This is a genomic window from Enterobacter sp. Acro-832 (genome assembly GCF_011752745.1).
Classification (GTDB): Bacteria; Pseudomonadota; Gammaproteobacteria; order Enterobacterales; family Enterobacteriaceae; genus Enterobacter; species Enterobacter quasiroggenkampii.
Window position 1 is genome coordinate 86,642 of record NZ_VWWX01000003.1, and the last position, 14,071, is coordinate 100,712.

Genomic DNA, 14,071 nt, shown 5'->3' on the forward strand with positions numbered 1-14,071 from the left:
ATCAGAGTCTGAAGTCTTCCCCAAGATAGACGCGCTTAACATGATCGTCTTCGAGGATCTGCTGCGGCGTACCGTGGGCGATCAGATTGCCCTGGCTCACAATATAGGCGCGTTCACACACGGCCAGCGTTTCACGCACGTTGTGGTCGGTGATCAGTACGCCAAGCCCGCTGTCGCGCAGGTGTTCAATGATACGTTTGATGTCGATAACGGAGATGGGGTCAACGCCCGCAAACGGTTCATCCAGCAGGATAAATTTCGGGTTTGCGGCCAGCGCACGCGCAATCTCAACACGACGGCGTTCGCCCCCGGAGAGTGCCTGACCGAGGCTGTCGCGCAGATGCTCGATGTGGAACTCTTCCATCAGCTCGTTGGCACGATCCTGACGCTGTTCGTTGGTCAGATCGTTACGAATTTGCAGGACCGCCATCAGGTTGTCGTAAACGCTGAGACGACGGAAAATGGAGGCTTCCTGCGGCAGATAGCCGATCCCGCGACGCGCGCGCGCGTGGAGCGGCAGAAGGCTGATGTCTTCATCGTCAATGATAATGTTGCCGGCATCGCGCGGCACAATACCCACGACCATGTAGAAGGTTGTCGTTTTACCCGCACCGTTCGGGCCAAGCAGCCCCACGATTTCGCCGGAGTTAACGGTCAGACTGACATCTTCTACGACACGGCGGCCCTTATAGGCCTTCGCGAGATTTTTTGCAGTTAATGTTGCCATAACGAATTAGTTACTCTTCTTCTGTGCCGGGGCCTGGCCCTTGCCTTTATCCTGCAGCTGCGACGGAACCAGAACGGTGGTGACGCGTTTGCCTTTCTCGCTGGAGGCCTGCATTTTTTGCTCTTTAACCAGATAGGTAATCTGGTCGCCGGTAATGTTGCTGTCCAGCTGTTCCAGATAGGCATTGCCGGTCAGGATGACCAGGTCCTTCGCCAGCTCATAGTGCATGTGCGTGGCGCGGCCTTTCACCGGCTTGCCGTTGTCCTGCATCTGGTAGAAGGTCGCCGGATTACCATAGCCATCGATAATCTCTTTGCCCTGCTCGCCACCCGGACGGGTCACGACCACTTTATCAGCGTTGATTTTGATGGTGCCCTGGGTCATGACGACGTTACCCGTGAAGGTGACGACGTTACCCTGCATATCGAGAGACTGGGTGTCGGACTCGATATGGATCGGCTGGTCGGTATCGCCCGTTACAGCAAGCGCGGGGAGACTGGTCGCCAGCATCGCGCTGGCGATAATTACTTTAAGGCTGAGTTTGTTTGTTTTGAATTTCATAGGAGGTTCTAACCTTTTCAATCAGCTCGGCGTTCTTGCTGCGTAAGTTCCCGCGCATTCTCAAACCGCTGGAATTAAATGTTGTGCCATACAGTGTGACCAGATCCTGCGACGTCACGTCCTGGGTTACCAGGTTGATCTGGGCATTATCCGTCGTAATTTTTCGCAGTTGCGAGTCGGCGGTCAGGGCGTTGACTTCAACGTGACCATACAGATAAAGCATACGGTCATTTGTCAGTTTTGCCCGATCTGACTTAATTGACCACGTCGGCACTTTGTCCTTATCAAAGGTGGTCATGACAGGCTGGGTAAACCACGAAATACCGTCATCTGAAAAATATTCAACATGCTGGGCAATCAGGCGATAGTTCAGCGCGCCTTCCGGGCTGTAGACCACGGTGTCGCTGTGATCGCTTTTATAGGTTGGATCGTTATTGTTGATCACTTCCGTTTGCGTATCGTCGCGATCGGCAAGGTTCACGCCAATCAATACCAGTGCGACAAGCGAAAGCAAAATGATAATCCAACGTCTGGTTTTACTCATATCGATTGCCCTTTGGCCTCATCAAGCTTGCCCTGCGCCAGCAGAAGCAGATCGCAGACTTCACGGACAGCGCCGCGGCCACCGTTGATGTGGGTAACGTAGTCGGCGCGCGGGATCAGCAGCGGATGCGCATCGGCAACGGCGATGCTCAGCCCAACTTCAGCCATCACCGGCCAGTCAATCAGGTCGTCCCCGACGTAGGCCACGTTTTCCGGCGCGATAGCCAGTTTACCCAGTAAATCATTGAACGCTGCCATCTTATCGGACTGGCCCTGATACAGATGGGTAATACCTAAGGTTTCACAGCGGTCTTCTACCAGTTTAGCGTTTCGTCCGGTGATGATCGCCACCTCAATCCCCGAGGTGAGCGCACAGCGGATACCGTAGCCATCGCGAACGTTGAACGCCTTCAGCTCTTCACCATTATTGCCCATGTAAATCAGGCCGTCGGAGAGGACCCCATCCACATCCAGGATCAGCAGACGAATGTTTTTCGCCTTTGCCATCATCTGTGTACTGACCGGCCCATAACAGGTTGCAAGGGATGCACCCGCATTACTCATTGTCTTATCCTTCATTACACTACGCCTGCGCGCAGCAGATCATGCATATGTACCACACCCAGCAACTGGTCGCCATCGGCAACCATAACGGAGGTGATATGGCGGGACTGCATCAGGTTCAGCACGTCCACGGCCAGCGTACCCGGACGCACGCGGATGCCGCCGGGCGTCATTACATCGGCAATACCGAGCGTGCGGACATCGACACCCATATCGAACACGCGACGCAGGTCGCCATCGGTGAAGATCCCCTGAATTTTCATCAGATCGTCGCACACGACCGTCATCCCCAGATTCTTGCGGGTGATTTCCAGCAGCGCATCACGCAGGGAGGCTTCTTTACTGACGTGAGGGATCTCATCCCCGGTGTGCATAATATCGTTTACCCGCAGCAAGAGCTTGCGCCCCAGCGCGCCGCCCGGGTGGGACAGCGCGAAATCTTCCGGCGTAAAGCCACGGGCTTCCAGCAGCGCAACGGCAAGGGCATCGCCCATAACCAGTGCCGCGGTGGTGCTGGAGGTCGGCGCCAGGCCGAGCGGACAGGCCTCTTTGGGAACCTTCACGCACAGGTGAATATCGGCTGCGCGCGCCATGCTGCTTTCCGGACGGCTGGTCATGCAAATCAGCGGCACCTGCAGTCGCTTCAGTACCGGGATCAGCGCCAGGATTTCATTGGACTCACCGGAGTTGGAGAGTGCGATGACGATATCCTGCGGCGTGACCATACCCAGGTCCCCGTGCGCGGCTTCCCCCGGGTGGACAAAGAAGGACGAGGTGCCGGTACTGGCAAAGGTTGCCGCCATTTTGCGTCCAATGTGGCCGGACTTGCCCATCCCCATCACCACGACTTTGCCGGCACAGTAGAATATCTTCTCACATGCCAGACTAAAATCCTGATTTATGTACTGATCTAACTGCGCCAGACCTTCACGTTCAATCTCCAGAACGTCTTTGCCTGCTTTCTGAAAGTCAAAACCCGGCTGCAATTCTATTTGCGACATAATGCGTTTCCGTTTACCCAGAGAGAAGAGGCGAGAGCCAGTACAGCATCGCCATCCATACGATAAATCCACCCGTCAGCAGCGCGCCTGCGCCTTTACCGATCTGTCGTTGCCGCCGCCAGCAGAGCAAGGCAAAAATCACGCTGACCAGCAACATCACGCCGTAATCACGTGAGAACGCCAGGGGATTAAAGGGCCCTGGCGAAATCAGGGCTGGCAGGCCCATCACAATGGCGATATTAAAAATGTTAGAGCCGATGATATTACCAATGGCAATGTCATCCTCACCTTTACGGGCCCCCGCAATGGCGGTGGCCAGCTCCGGCAGGCTGGTGCCGATGGCAATCACCGTCAGGCCAATGGTCAGCTCGCTGATGGCAAAATAGTTCGCCAGCACCGTCGCGTTATCCACGACCATGCGCGTTGCCATCGGCATGATGATCAGCGCGACGCCCAGCCAGAGCAGGGCAACAGGCAGCGTGCCTTCTCGTGGAAGCTCGGCGACCTGCTCACGCGTGAGGCTATCCTGACCCTGCTTTTCAGCCTGACGGGCGATTTTAACACTATACAGCAGCCAAATAACGGCCAGCGCCAGCAAGAAAATGCCGTCGCTGTAGCTCAGTACGCCATCGTAAAATACGCACCCTGCCAGCAGGCTTACGAGTAACATTAGCGGCAATTCACGGCGCAGAACATCAGAATGCACGCGAAATGGATGGAGCAGCGCGGCCAGGCCCAAAATCAATAAAATATTGACGATGTTAGAGCCAATCGCGGTGCCGACTGCCAGGTCTACCTGGCCATGCAGCGATGCCGAGACAGAGACGATGATTTCAGGAAGTGACGTTCCTACGCTGACCACGGTCATCCCGATGACGACAGGCGGTACGCCACTCAGGCGACACAGGATAGATGCAGCAAACACTAAACGGTCAGCACTGTAGACCACCAACAGTAAACCAATTATTAACAGTGCTGTTGCTAAAAGCATCAAAAGTCCTTTCTTCAGGTATACTCGTCGGTCCATTGCTCGGGAATGGCTGGACTGCATACAGTCTGAGGCGTAACGAATTCCTAATTTTGACTTTATGCGCCGGAAAAGTAAAACAAATGCCAGCTTTCGCTAACCTCTACGGTTATTATTCTGTAAAAATGCTGAGTTTAGGGCTGATTCAGGCTACATGCCTTAACGTGAGCAGGATAAGAAAGGAACCATAAATGAGCCAAACCATGGCGAATTTAGTCGATGTCCGCGGGGTGAGTTTTTCTCGCGCCAACAGATTGATATTTGATGATATTTCGTTGACCGTGCCGCGTGGCAAGATCACTGCCATCATGGGGCCGTCCGGGATCGGTAAAACGACCCTACTTCGCCTTATTGGCGGGCAGATCCCACCGGATAGCGGTGAGATCCTCTTTGATGGCGAAAACATCCCGGAGATGTCGCGCTCGCGCCTGTATACTGTTCGCAAACGCATGAGCATGCTCTTTCAGTCGGGGGCCTTGTTCACCGACATGAACGTCTTTGATAACGTGGCCTATCCGCTGCGCGAGCATACCAGCCTGCCGCCTGCGCTGCTGAAAAGCACGGTGATGATGAAGCTTGAAGCCGTCGGGCTGCGGGGCGCCGCGAAACTGATGCCTTCGGAGCTGTCCGGCGGGATGTCGCGTCGTGCCGCGCTGGCGCGCGCCATCGCACTAGAACCTGATTTAATCATGTTCGACGAACCGTTTGTCGGGCAGGATCCCATCACGATGGGCGTGCTGGTGAAGCTCATCTCTGAACTGAATAGCGCGCTTGGCGTCACCTGCATTGTGGTGTCTCACGATGTACCTGAAGTGCTGAGCATTGCCGATTACGCCTACATCGTAGCGGACAAAAAGATCGTCGCACACGGTAGCGCCCAGGCGCTGCAGGAAAATTGCGATCCACGCGTGCGGCAGTTCCTTGACGGTATTGCCGATGGCCCTGTGCCGTTCCGCTACCCGGCGGGCGACTATCGTGACGATTTACTGGGAATAGGGAGTTAAGCCACTCATGCTGTTAAATGCGTTGGCCGCTCTCGGACACCGTGGCATAAAAACCATCAGGACGTTCGGGCGTGCCGGATTGATGTTATTCAACGCGCTGGTCGGCAAACCGGAATTCCGTAAGCACGCGCCGCTATTGGTGCGGCAGCTTTATAATGTCGGCGTGCTGTCGATGCTCATCATCATTGTCTCCGGTCTGTTTATCGGGATGGTGCTGGGTCTGCAGGGCTACCTGGTGCTGACAACCTACAGTGCGGAAACCAGCCTCGGGATGCTGGTGGCGCTCTCGCTGCTGCGTGAACTGGGGCCCGTTGTGGCGGCGCTGTTGTTCGCCGGGCGCGCGGGGTCAGCCTTAACCGCTGAAATTGGCCTGATGCGCGCGACTGAGCAGCTCTCCAGCATGGAGATGATGGCGGTCGATCCGCTGCGTCGCGTGATCTCGCCGCGTTTCTGGGCGGGGGTTATCTCTTTACCGCTGCTGACGATACTGTTTGTCGCCGTGGGTATCTGGGGCGGTTCGCTGGTTGGCGTGCACTGGAAAGGCATTGACGCCGGTTTCTTCTGGTCTGCCATGCAGGACGCCATTGACCTGCGAATGGATCTGGTTAACTGCCTGATTAAGAGCCTGGTATTTGCCATTACGGTTACCTGGATTGCATTGTTTAATGGTTACGATGCGATTCCGACGTCGGCGGGCATTAGCCGCGCTACTACACGTACAGTCGTTCATTCGTCGCTGGCCGTACTGGGTCTGGATTTTGTGCTCACCGCACTGATGTTTGGGAATTGAGTTCATGCAAACGAGAAAAAATGAAATTTGGGTCGGTGTATTCCTGCTGCTGGCGCTGCTGGCCGCGTTGTTTATCTGCCTGAGAGCGGCAGATATCACGTCTGTACGCACCGAGCCGACGTATCGCATCTATGCCACCTTCGATAACATCGGCGGGCTGAAGGCGCGTTCACCGGTCCGTATTGGCGGCGTGGTGATCGGCCGCGTATCTGACATTACGCTGGATGAGAAGACCTATCTGCCGCGCGTCGCGATGGATATCGAAGAGCGTTACAACCACATTCCGGACACCAGCTCCCTGTCTATCCGAACTTCCGGTCTGCTGGGCGAACAATATCTGGCGCTTAACGTCGGTTTTGAAGACCCCGAGCTGGGAACGACTATCCTTAAAGACGGGAGCGTGATCCAGGACACCAAGTCCGCCATGGTGCTGGAAGATATGATTGGTCAGTTCCTTTACAACAGTAAAGGGGATGATAAAAAGTCTGACAATGCCCCTGCGCAGAGTGAAGACCATACCAATGCCGCGCCGACCCCAGGTGCTGCGAATTAATATCAGGAGAAGTCATTCATGTTTAAACGACTGTTAATGGTTGCCATGCTGGTCATCGCCCCTCTCACCGCGGTGCACGCGGCGGATCAGAGTAACCCGTACAAACTGATGGACGAGGCCGCGAAGAAAACCTTCGATCGTCTTAAAAACGAGCAGCCTAAGATTCGTGCTAATCCTGATTACCTGCGTGACGTGGTTGACCAGGAGCTGCTGCCGTACGTGCAGATTAAATATGCGGGAGCGCTGGTGCTGGGCCGCTATTACAAAGACGCGACCCCGGCGCAGCGTGAAGCCTATTTTGCCGCTTTCCGTGAATACCTGAAGCAGGCTTATGGTCAGGCGCTGGCGATGTACCACGGTCAGACCTATCAGATCGCCCCGGAGCAGCCGCTGGGTGATGCGACCATCGTCCCTATTCGCGTAACGATCAACGATCCTAACGGCCGTCCGCCGGTGCGTCTGGATTTCCAGTGGCGTAAAAACAGCCAGACCGGCCACTGGCAGGCGTATGACATGATTGCCGAAGGCGTAAGCATGATCACCACCAAACAGAACGAGTGGAGTGACCTGCTGCGCACCAAGGGGATTGATGGCCTGACCGCGCAGCTGCAGTCCATTGCTCGTCAGAAAATCACGCTGGACGAGAAGAAGTAATGTCACAGCAACTCAGCTGGTCGCGTGAAGGCGAGACATTAAAGCTGTCCGGTGAGCTGGATCAGGATCTGCTGAACCCCTTATGGGATAAACGCCATGAGGCCATGCAGGGCGTGACGCTCATTGACTTAACTGACGTCACGCGGGTGGATACGGCAGGCGTTGCGCTGCTTGCCCATCTGGTTGCAGTAGGGAAAAAGCAAGGGGCGAGCGTCACGCTTCGCGGCGCGAGCGAGAATGTCGTGACCCTTGCGCAGCTCTACAATCTCCCTCAGGACGTATTGCCTCGTTAATATTTTCAGTGCGTTACTTCCGAAAGCCCTGACAGTTTCATCGTCGGGGCTTTTTGCTTGTTTAAGACGACGCCACTTTGCTCTAAGATGTTGGGCTTGTTTTCACTATCAGATGATTAAGAACCCATGGAAAATCATGAAATCCAGACAGTGCTGATGAATGCACTCTCCCTTCAGGAAGCCCACGTCACTGGCGATGGCAGTCACTTCCAGGTTATTGCTGTGGGTGAGATGTTCGACGGTATGAGCCGTGTGAAGAAACAGCAGGCTGTGTACGCGCCGCTGATGGAATATATTGCGGATAACCGCATCCACGCCCTGTCGATTAAAGCGTTCACCCCGCAAGAGTGGGCACGCGATCGCAAACTAAACGGTTTTTGAGCTGAGGGCGACAGGCCCGCAGCACGGTTGAATTTATAAGAGAGCACACAATGGATAAATTTCGTGTACAGGGGCCAACGCGTCTCCAGGGCGAAGTCACAATTTCTGGCGCGAAAAACGCCGCGCTGCCCATCCTCTTTGCTGCGCTGCTCGCGGAAGAGCCGGTAGAGATTCAGAACGTACCGAAGCTGAAAGATATCGACACCACCATGAAGCTGCTCACCCAGTTGGGCACGAAAGTCGAGCGTAACGGTTCCGTCTGGATCGATGCCAGCAAGGTGAACAACTTCTCTGCCCCTTACGATCTGGTGAAAACCATGCGTGCTTCCATCTGGGCGCTTGGCCCGCTGGTGGCGCGTTTCGGTCAGGGTCAGGTTTCGCTGCCGGGTGGCTGCGCCATCGGTGCGCGTCCGGTTGACCTGCACATCTTTGGTCTGGAAAAACTGGGCGCAGAGATCAAGCTGGAAGAAGGCTACGTTAAAGCGTCCGTCAATGGTCGTCTGAAAGGCGCGCACATTGTTATGGACAAAGTGAGCGTAGGCGCAACGGTAACCATTATGTCTGCGGCAACGCTGGCAGAAGGGACCACTATCATCGAAAACGCCGCGCGTGAACCGGAAATTGTGGATACCGCTAACTTCCTCGTGGCACTGGGCGCGAAGATCTCCGGTCAGGGTACCGACCGTATCACCATCGAAGGCGTTGAGCGTCTGGGCGGGGGTGTCTATCGCGTACTGCCGGACCGTATCGAAACCGGTACCTTCCTGGTCGCTGCCGCGATCTCTGGCGGGAAGATTGTTTGTCGCAACGCACAGCCTGATACGCTGGATGCGGTGCTGGCGAAACTGCGTGATGCGGGAGCGGATATCGAAATTGGTGAAGACTGGATCAGCCTCGATATGCATGGACAGCGTCCAAAAGCGGTCAATGTGCGTACGGCGCCACACCCGGCGTTCCCAACGGACATGCAGGCGCAGTTCACCTTGTTGAACCTGGTCGCCGAAGGGACTGGCTTCATCACTGAAACCATTTTCGAGAACCGCTTTATGCACGTACCGGAGCTGATCCGTATGGGTGCCCGTGCTGAGATCGAAAGTAATACCGTGATTTGCCATGGCGTTGAGACACTGTCCGGCGCTCAGGTGATGGCAACCGATCTGCGTGCGTCTGCCAGCCTGGTGTTGGCGGGTTGTATCGCGGAAGGTACAACGATCGTGGATCGTATTTATCACATCGATCGTGGCTATGAGCGTATCGAAGATAAACTGCGCGCGCTGGGTGCCAATATCGAGCGTGTGAAGGGCGAGTAATCGTTCCGGCAGCCCCCTGCCAGACATGACCGGGGGGTTGCTGTTCCTGTCAAAAAACGCGTTATTCCTGCGGTTCTTTTTTTACTTTTCTCTGGCGAATCATGCGCGATCTGTCGATAAATTCATGGGTAACGGGATCGTGGTAGCGCGAAGGCCAAATCACCCACGGATGCGTATCCAGCGCCGTCGCGATAATTAATTCTCCTTTTGGCCAGGGGCGGGTGAGGGCGTTTGCCAGAGTTGAAGAACTCAGTCCATGGCGGCGGGACTCTGCTGCCAGTGAAGTGCCTCTTTTGCGCAGTGCGGCAATAATATCCGCCGTGTGCCAGTCGATAAATTTCGTATCCATAACGCCGTCCTTAAGTTCGGATTCACCTACGCCGTTTCTTCTGAAACGACGGGTTTACTATACCCATTTCGAACTCTTGTTCTAAAAAGTTCGCGTTACTTGAAGGAATATTCAGAATAAGACACGGCTTTATTCATGCGGTCTCTAAACCGATGAATTTACGTGAATGCGGAATTTACGGGTGTGTACTGGAATCTCCCCGCCAGGAACGCGGGGAGAGAAAGCAAGATTAACGGTCGCGCTGAACGGCGATGTGGGCAAGACCAATCAGTGCCTCGCGCCATGGGCTGTCGGGAATGACCTGGAGTGCTGCGATGGCTTTGTCGGCTTCTTCTTCCGCACGCTGACGCGTCCATTCCAGCGAGCCGCAGATCGCCATGGTTTCCAGCACGGGTTCCAGAAGATGGCGGCCATTTCCCTGCTCAATCGCTTCACGGATCATTTTCGCCTGATCGGCCGTTCCGTTACGCATGGCGTGGAGCAGCGGCAGGGTCGGTTTGCCTTCGTTCAGGTCATCGCCAACGTTTTTGCCGAGCGTCTCGCCGTCCGCACTGTAGTCCAGCAGATCGTCAATCAGCTGGAAGGCTGTGCCCAGATAGCGGCCATAGTCCTGCAGGCCTTTTTCCTGTGCTTCGGTACAGCCAGCCAAAATGCCGGAACACTGGGCCGCCGCTTCAAACAGACGCGCGGTTTTGCTGTAGATGACGCGCATGTAGTTTTCTTCGGTGATGTCCGGGTCGTTGACGTTCATCAGCTGCAGCACTTCGCCTTCAGCGATGACGTTAACGGCTTCAGACATTACTTCCAGCACTTTCAGGGAACCCAGGCTGGTCATCATCTGGAAGGCGCGGGTATAAATAAAATCCCCCACCAGGACGCTGGCGGCGTTCCCGAACGCGGCGTTAGCCGTGGCTTTGCCACGACGCATATCCGATTCATCCACCACATCGTCGTGCAGAAGCGTCGCCGTGTGGATAAATTCGATGAGCGCTGCGATAGTGATGTGAGCATTTCCCTGATAACCAACGGCTCTGGCAGCCAGAATGGCAATCATCGGACGAATGCGTTTACCGCCGCCACTGACAATGTAATAGCCCAACTGATTGATCAGCTGAACGTCAGAGTTGAGTTGCTCCAGGATTGCTGCATTCACACCCGCCATATCTTGCGCGGTTAACTCGTTGATTTTTTCTAAATTCATCGCAAAAGCCGGGCTTTTTATCCTGTTGATCCCATCTTCAATGGGGTAACGAAGGGTTTCGGTTTATCAATAGTAGTGCTGATTGTACTGAAAAAACGGCTCAGATAAACGTTACCGTACGTGTTGTGTTTTTTTTCTTCATGTATTGACGGTAGCACTTGTCAAAGGCTCGCGTTTTGCGTAATATTCGCGCCCTATTGTGAATATTTATAGCGCACTCTGATTCATACGAGGACGTGCGCGGAAGCGGAGTTTATATGTACGCGGTTTTCCAAAGTGGTGGTAAACAACACCGAGTAAGCGAAGGTCAGACCGTTCGCCTGGAAAAGCTGGACATCGCAACTGGCGAATCTGTTGAGTTCGCAGAAGTTCTGATGATCGCAAACGGTGAAGAAGTCAAAATCGGCGTTCCTTTCGTTGATGGCGGCGTTATCAAAGCTGAAGTTGTTGCACACGGTCGTGGCGAGAAAGTTAAAATCGTTAAGTTTCGTCGTCGTAAGCACTACCGTAAGCAGCAGGGCCACCGTCAGTGGTTCACTGATGTGAAAATTACTGGCATCAGCGCCTAAGACCTGAGGAGAGATTTAAATGGCACATAAAAAGGCTGGCGGCTCCACACGTAACGGTCGCGATTCAGAAGCTAAACGCCTGGGCGTTAAGCGTTTCGGTGGCGAATCCGTTCTGGCGGGTAGCATCATCGTTCGTCAACGTGGTACCAAATTCCACGCTGGCAACAACGTAGGTTGCGGTCGTGACCACACTCTGTTTGCTAAAGCAGACGGTAAAGTGAAATTTGAAGTTAAAGGCCCGAACAACCGTAAATACATCAGCATCGTTGCTGAGTAAGGTTTTCTCGGTCCGGTAACGGATTAAAGCCCCGCAACCTGTTGCGGGGCTTTTTACATTGGAAACCCGGTAATTTTTTCTGTAGGGAAAACGGGCATGAAGCAGCAGGCCGGCATAGGAATTCTTTTGGCGCTCACAACCGCAATGTGCTGGGGTGCGCTGCCAATTGCAATGAAGCAGGTACTGGAAGTGATGGAGCCGCCTACGGTGGTCTTTTATCGCTTTCTGATGGCAAGCATCGGCCTCGGGGCGATTCTGGCCGTCAAAGGTAAGCTTCCACCCTTGCGGCTCTTCCGTAAACCGCGCTGGCTGGTGCTGCTGGCTATCGCGACGGGCGGTCTGTTCGGTAACTTCATCCTGTTCAGCTCTTCCCTGCAATATCTCAGCCCCACGGCGTCGCAGGTGATTGGTCAGCTTTCGCCGGTGGGCATGATGGTCGCCAGCGTCTTTATCCTCAAGGAGAAGATGCGCGGTACGCAGATTATCGGGGCGAGCATGCTGTTGTGCGGTCTGGTGATGTTCTTCAACACCAGTCTGATCGAGATTTTTACCCGCCTGACGGATTACACATGGGGTGTCATTTTCGGTGTGGGGGCAGCAACGGTCTGGGTGAGCTATGGTGTCGCGCAAAAGGTGTTATTGCGTCGGCTTGCCTCACAGCAGATCCTCTTTTTGCTGTACACTTTGTGTACAATAGCATTGCTGCCATTAGCGAAGCCGGGCGTAATTTCCCAGCTTAGCGACTGGCAACTGGCGTGCCTCATTTTTTGTGGGCTGAACACGCTGGTCGGTTATGGCGCGCTGGCCGAAGCGATGGCGCGCTGGCAGGCAGCACAGGTGAGCGCGTTGATCACGCTTACCCCGCTGTTTACGCTGTTATTTTCAGATTTGTTATCAATGGCCTGGCCCGATGTCTTCGTCAGACCGATGCTCAACCTGTTGGGTTATCTCGGTGCGTTTGTCGTGGTTGCGGGCGCGATGTATTCCGCCATTGGTCATCGTCTCTGGGGACGTTGGCGCAAAAATGAAGCGGTTGTAGTAGTCCCCCGCTCAGGCGAATGAGTTACGGAGAGTAAAATGAAGTTTGTTGATGAAGCGACGATCCTGGTCGTGGCTGGTGATGGCGGCAACGGTTGCGTGAGCTTCCGCCGTGAAAAGTATATCCCTCGTGGCGGTCCTGATGGCGGCGACGGTGGGGATGGTGGTGACGTGTGGCTGGAGGCGGATGAGAACCTCAACACGCTGATCGACTACCGTTTCGAAAAATCCTTCCGCGCTGAACGTGGTCAGAACGGCCAGAGCCGTGACTGTACCGGGAAACGCGGTAAAGACGTCACCATTAAAGTGCCGGTCGGTACGCGTGTGATTGACCAGGGGACGGGTGAAACCATGGGTGACATGACCAAACACGGTCAGCGCCTGATGGTGGCGAAAGGCGGCTGGCACGGTCTGGGTAACAGCCGTTTCAAATCCTCCGTTAACCGTACGCCGCGTCAGAAAACGATGGGTACGCCGGGCGATAAGCGCGACCTGCAGCTGGAGCTGATGCTTCTGGCTGACGTGGGCATGCTGGGTATGCCAAACGCGGGTAAATCGACGTTTATTCGCGCCGTCTCCGCGGCCAAGCCAAAAGTTGCGGACTATCCGTTTACCACGCTGGTACCAAGCCTGGGCGTTGTCCGTATGGATAACGAGAAGAGCTTTGTGGTTGCCGATATTCCGGGTCTGATTGAAGGCGCCGCGGAAGGGGCGGGTCTGGGTATTCGCTTCCTGAAACACCTTGAGCGCTGCCGCGTGCTGCTGCACCTTATCGATATCGATCCTATCGACGGTTCCGATCCGGTTGAAAACGCCCGTATCATCGTTGGCGAGCTGGAAAAATACAGCGAGAAACTGGCGAACAAACCACGCTGGCTGGTCTTCAACAAGATCGACCTGATGGACAAAGCCGAAGCGGAAGCAAAAGCGAAAGCCATTGCTGAAGCGATGGGTTGGGAAGATAAATACTACCTGATCTCTGCAGCAAGCCAGGTCGGCGTGAAAGATCTGTGCTGGGATGTGATGACCTTCATCATTGAGAACCCAATTGTTCAGGCGGAAGAAGTCAAACAGCCTGAAAAAGTCGAATTCATGTGGGATGACTACCACCGCCAGCAGCTCGAAGAGCTGGAAGCGGAAGAAGACGATGAAGACTGGGACGATGACTGGGATGAAGACGACGAAGAAGGCGTCGAGTTCATCTACAAGCACTAATTGCTGTTCAAAGC

General features: G+C 54.7%; 19 protein-coding genes. 11 read left to right on the top strand and 8 right to left on the bottom strand.

What is annotated here, in order from left to right; translation table 11 throughout:
* Position 1: 1 nt before the first annotated feature.
* Genes lptB through F3J31_RS11710 form a run of 6 tightly spaced genes read right to left on the bottom strand, consistent with a single transcriptional unit; the run spans position 2 to position 4,387 of the window.
* On the bottom strand, positions 2-727 hold the full coding sequence (gene lptB / locus F3J31_RS11685; protein WP_008501446.1) for an LPS export ABC transporter ATP-binding protein: 726 nt from the start codon (positions 725-727) through the stop codon (positions 2-4).
* A 6-nt stretch (positions 728-733) separates the two neighbouring features.
* Entirely contained in the window at positions 734-1,288 is a 555-nt protein-coding gene (gene lptA / locus F3J31_RS11690) for a lipopolysaccharide ABC transporter substrate-binding protein LptA (RefSeq protein ID WP_020883526.1), read from the bottom strand.
* Positions 1,257-1,832 carry an LPS export ABC transporter periplasmic protein LptC gene (lptC, locus tag F3J31_RS11695; RefSeq protein ID WP_024906353.1) on the bottom strand — a complete coding sequence of 192 codons (576 nt, stop codon included), beginning with the start codon at positions 1,830-1,832 and terminating at the stop codon, positions 1,257-1,259. Before lptC ends, lptA begins: the two co-directional genes overlap by 32 nt.
* Positions 1,829-2,395 carry a 3-deoxy-manno-octulosonate-8-phosphatase KdsC gene (gene kdsC / locus F3J31_RS11700; RefSeq protein ID WP_048225116.1) on the bottom strand — a complete coding sequence of 189 codons (567 nt, stop codon included), beginning with the start codon at positions 2,393-2,395 and terminating at the stop codon, positions 1,829-1,831. The genes lptC and kdsC overlap by 4 nt, the downstream gene beginning before the upstream one ends.
* Positions 2,396-2,409: 14 nt before the next feature.
* On the bottom strand, positions 2,410-3,396 hold the full coding sequence (gene kdsD, locus F3J31_RS11705; protein WP_008501450.1) for an arabinose-5-phosphate isomerase KdsD: 987 nt from the start codon (positions 3,394-3,396) through the stop codon (positions 2,410-2,412).
* Between the two features lie 13 nt (positions 3,397-3,409).
* Complete coding sequence (locus F3J31_RS11710) at positions 3,410-4,387, bottom strand: calcium/sodium antiporter (protein ID WP_045334591.1); 978 nt, start codon at positions 4,385-4,387, stop codon at positions 3,410-3,412.
* Positions 4,388-4,614: 227 nt separating this feature from the next.
* Here F3J31_RS11710 and mlaF point away from each other — a divergent pair, with 227 nt between their 5' ends.
* The 7 genes from mlaF to murA all read left to right on the top strand — a co-directional run bounded on the left by mlaF (position 4,615) and on the right by murA (position 9,408).
* Positions 4,615-5,427 (top strand): phospholipid ABC transporter ATP-binding protein MlaF, encoded by an 813-nt coding sequence (gene mlaF / locus F3J31_RS11715; protein ID WP_167213246.1) that lies wholly within the window; start codon positions 4,615-4,617, stop codon positions 5,425-5,427.
* 7 nt (positions 5,428-5,434) lie between these two features.
* Complete coding sequence (gene mlaE / locus F3J31_RS11720) at positions 5,435-6,217, top strand: lipid asymmetry maintenance ABC transporter permease subunit MlaE (protein WP_167213249.1); 783 nt, start codon at positions 5,435-5,437, stop codon at positions 6,215-6,217.
* Between the two features lie 4 nt (positions 6,218-6,221).
* Entirely contained in the window at positions 6,222-6,770 is a 549-nt protein-coding gene (gene mlaD, locus F3J31_RS11725; RefSeq protein WP_008501455.1) for an outer membrane lipid asymmetry maintenance protein MlaD, read from the top strand.
* A gap of 18 nt (positions 6,771-6,788) precedes the next feature.
* Entirely contained in the window at positions 6,789-7,424 is a 636-nt protein-coding gene (gene mlaC, locus F3J31_RS11730) for a phospholipid-binding protein MlaC (protein WP_045910107.1), read from the top strand.
* Positions 7,424-7,717 (top strand): lipid asymmetry maintenance protein MlaB, encoded by a 294-nt coding sequence (gene mlaB, locus F3J31_RS11735; protein ID WP_048028841.1) that lies wholly within the window; start codon positions 7,424-7,426, stop codon positions 7,715-7,717. Before mlaC ends, mlaB begins: the two co-directional genes overlap by 1 nt.
* Positions 7,718-7,843: 126 nt before the next feature.
* The gene (ibaG, locus tag F3J31_RS11740; RefSeq protein WP_008501458.1) at positions 7,844-8,098 is read left to right on the top strand and encodes a BolA family iron metabolism protein IbaG; all 255 of its coding nucleotides are present in this window, start codon (positions 7,844-7,846) and stop codon (positions 8,096-8,098) included.
* Positions 8,099-8,148: 50 nt separating this feature from the next.
* Entirely contained in the window at positions 8,149-9,408 is a 1,260-nt protein-coding gene (gene murA, locus F3J31_RS11745; protein ID WP_045910105.1) for a UDP-N-acetylglucosamine 1-carboxyvinyltransferase, read from the top strand.
* Between the two features lie 61 nt (positions 9,409-9,469).
* On the opposite strand, the gene sfsB is transcribed toward murA, so the two are convergent.
* Together sfsB and ispB are read right to left on the bottom strand one after the other, a co-directional pair.
* Entirely contained in the window at positions 9,470-9,757 is a 288-nt protein-coding gene (gene sfsB, locus F3J31_RS11750) for a DNA-binding transcriptional regulator SfsB (RefSeq protein WP_048028843.1), read from the bottom strand.
* A gap of 229 nt (positions 9,758-9,986) precedes the next feature.
* Complete coding sequence (gene ispB, locus F3J31_RS11755) at positions 9,987-10,958, bottom strand: octaprenyl diphosphate synthase (RefSeq protein ID WP_048028845.1); 972 nt, start codon at positions 10,956-10,958, stop codon at positions 9,987-9,989.
* Positions 10,959-11,215: 257 nt separating this feature from the next.
* Between ispB and rplU the strand changes: the two genes are divergently transcribed.
* From rplU to cgtA, 4 genes are all read left to right on the top strand, one after another.
* On the top strand, positions 11,216-11,527 hold the full coding sequence (gene rplU, locus F3J31_RS11760) for a 50S ribosomal protein L21 (protein WP_003025032.1): 312 nt from the start codon (positions 11,216-11,218) through the stop codon (positions 11,525-11,527).
* A 19-nt stretch (positions 11,528-11,546) separates the two neighbouring features.
* Entirely contained in the window at positions 11,547-11,804 is a 258-nt protein-coding gene (rpmA, locus tag F3J31_RS11765; protein ID WP_004385076.1) for a 50S ribosomal protein L27, read from the top strand.
* A gap of 96 nt (positions 11,805-11,900) precedes the next feature.
* A complete protein-coding gene (locus tag F3J31_RS11770; protein ID WP_039260417.1) occupies positions 11,901-12,866 on the top strand; it encodes a DMT family transporter in 966 nt (321 codons plus the stop codon).
* A 15-nt stretch (positions 12,867-12,881) separates the two neighbouring features.
* The gene (cgtA, locus tag F3J31_RS11775; protein WP_021242261.1) at positions 12,882-14,057 is read left to right on the top strand and encodes an Obg family GTPase CgtA; all 1,176 of its coding nucleotides are present in this window, start codon (positions 12,882-12,884) and stop codon (positions 14,055-14,057) included.
* Positions 14,058-14,071: the final 14 nt, after the last annotated feature.

Bases quoted from the DNA above. Each gene is read 5' to 3' on its own strand.
- F3J31_RS11710 (WP_045334591.1), bottom strand. From the start codon at position 4,387: ATGCTTTTAGCAACAGCACTGTTAATAATTGGTTTACTGTTGGTGGTC.
- F3J31_RS11770 (WP_039260417.1), top strand. From the start codon at position 11,901: ATGAAGCAGCAGGCCGGCATAGGAATTCTTTTGGCGCTCACAACCGCA.
- mlaE (WP_167213249.1), top strand. From the start codon at position 5,435: ATGCTGTTAAATGCGTTGGCCGCTCTCGGACACCGTGGCATAAAAACC.
- rpmA (WP_004385076.1), top strand. From the start codon at position 11,547: ATGGCACATAAAAAGGCTGGCGGCTCCACACGTAACGGTCGCGATTCA.
- mlaF (WP_167213246.1), top strand. From the start codon at position 4,615: ATGAGCCAAACCATGGCGAATTTAGTCGATGTCCGCGGGGTGAGTTTT.
- ispB (WP_048028845.1), bottom strand. From the start codon at position 10,958: ATGAATTTAGAAAAAATCAACGAGTTAACCGCGCAAGATATGGCGGGT.
- lptB (WP_008501446.1), bottom strand. From the start codon at position 727: ATGGCAACATTAACTGCAAAAAATCTCGCGAAGGCCTATAAGGGCCGC.
- mlaD (WP_008501455.1), top strand. From the start codon at position 6,222: ATGCAAACGAGAAAAAATGAAATTTGGGTCGGTGTATTCCTGCTGCTG.
- mlaB (WP_048028841.1), top strand. From the start codon at position 7,424: ATGTCACAGCAACTCAGCTGGTCGCGTGAAGGCGAGACATTAAAGCTG.
- kdsC (WP_048225116.1), bottom strand. From the start codon at position 2,395: ATGAGTAATGCGGGTGCATCCCTTGCAACCTGTTATGGGCCGGTCAGT.
- kdsD (WP_008501450.1), bottom strand. From the start codon at position 3,396: ATGTCGCAAATAGAATTGCAGCCGGGTTTTGACTTTCAGAAAGCAGGC.
- sfsB (WP_048028843.1), bottom strand. From the start codon at position 9,757: ATGGATACGAAATTTATCGACTGGCACACGGCGGATATTATTGCCGCA.
- lptC (WP_024906353.1), bottom strand. From the start codon at position 1,832: ATGAGTAAAACCAGACGTTGGATTATCATTTTGCTTTCGCTTGTCGCA.
- lptA (WP_020883526.1), bottom strand. From the start codon at position 1,288: ATGAAATTCAAAACAAACAAACTCAGCCTTAAAGTAATTATCGCCAGC.
- rplU (WP_003025032.1), top strand. From the start codon at position 11,216: ATGTACGCGGTTTTCCAAAGTGGTGGTAAACAACACCGAGTAAGCGAA.
- cgtA (WP_021242261.1), top strand. From the start codon at position 12,882: ATGAAGTTTGTTGATGAAGCGACGATCCTGGTCGTGGCTGGTGATGGC.
- ibaG (WP_008501458.1), top strand. From the start codon at position 7,844: ATGGAAAATCATGAAATCCAGACAGTGCTGATGAATGCACTCTCCCTT.
- mlaC (WP_045910107.1), top strand. From the start codon at position 6,789: ATGTTTAAACGACTGTTAATGGTTGCCATGCTGGTCATCGCCCCTCTC.
- murA (WP_045910105.1), top strand. From the start codon at position 8,149: ATGGATAAATTTCGTGTACAGGGGCCAACGCGTCTCCAGGGCGAAGTC.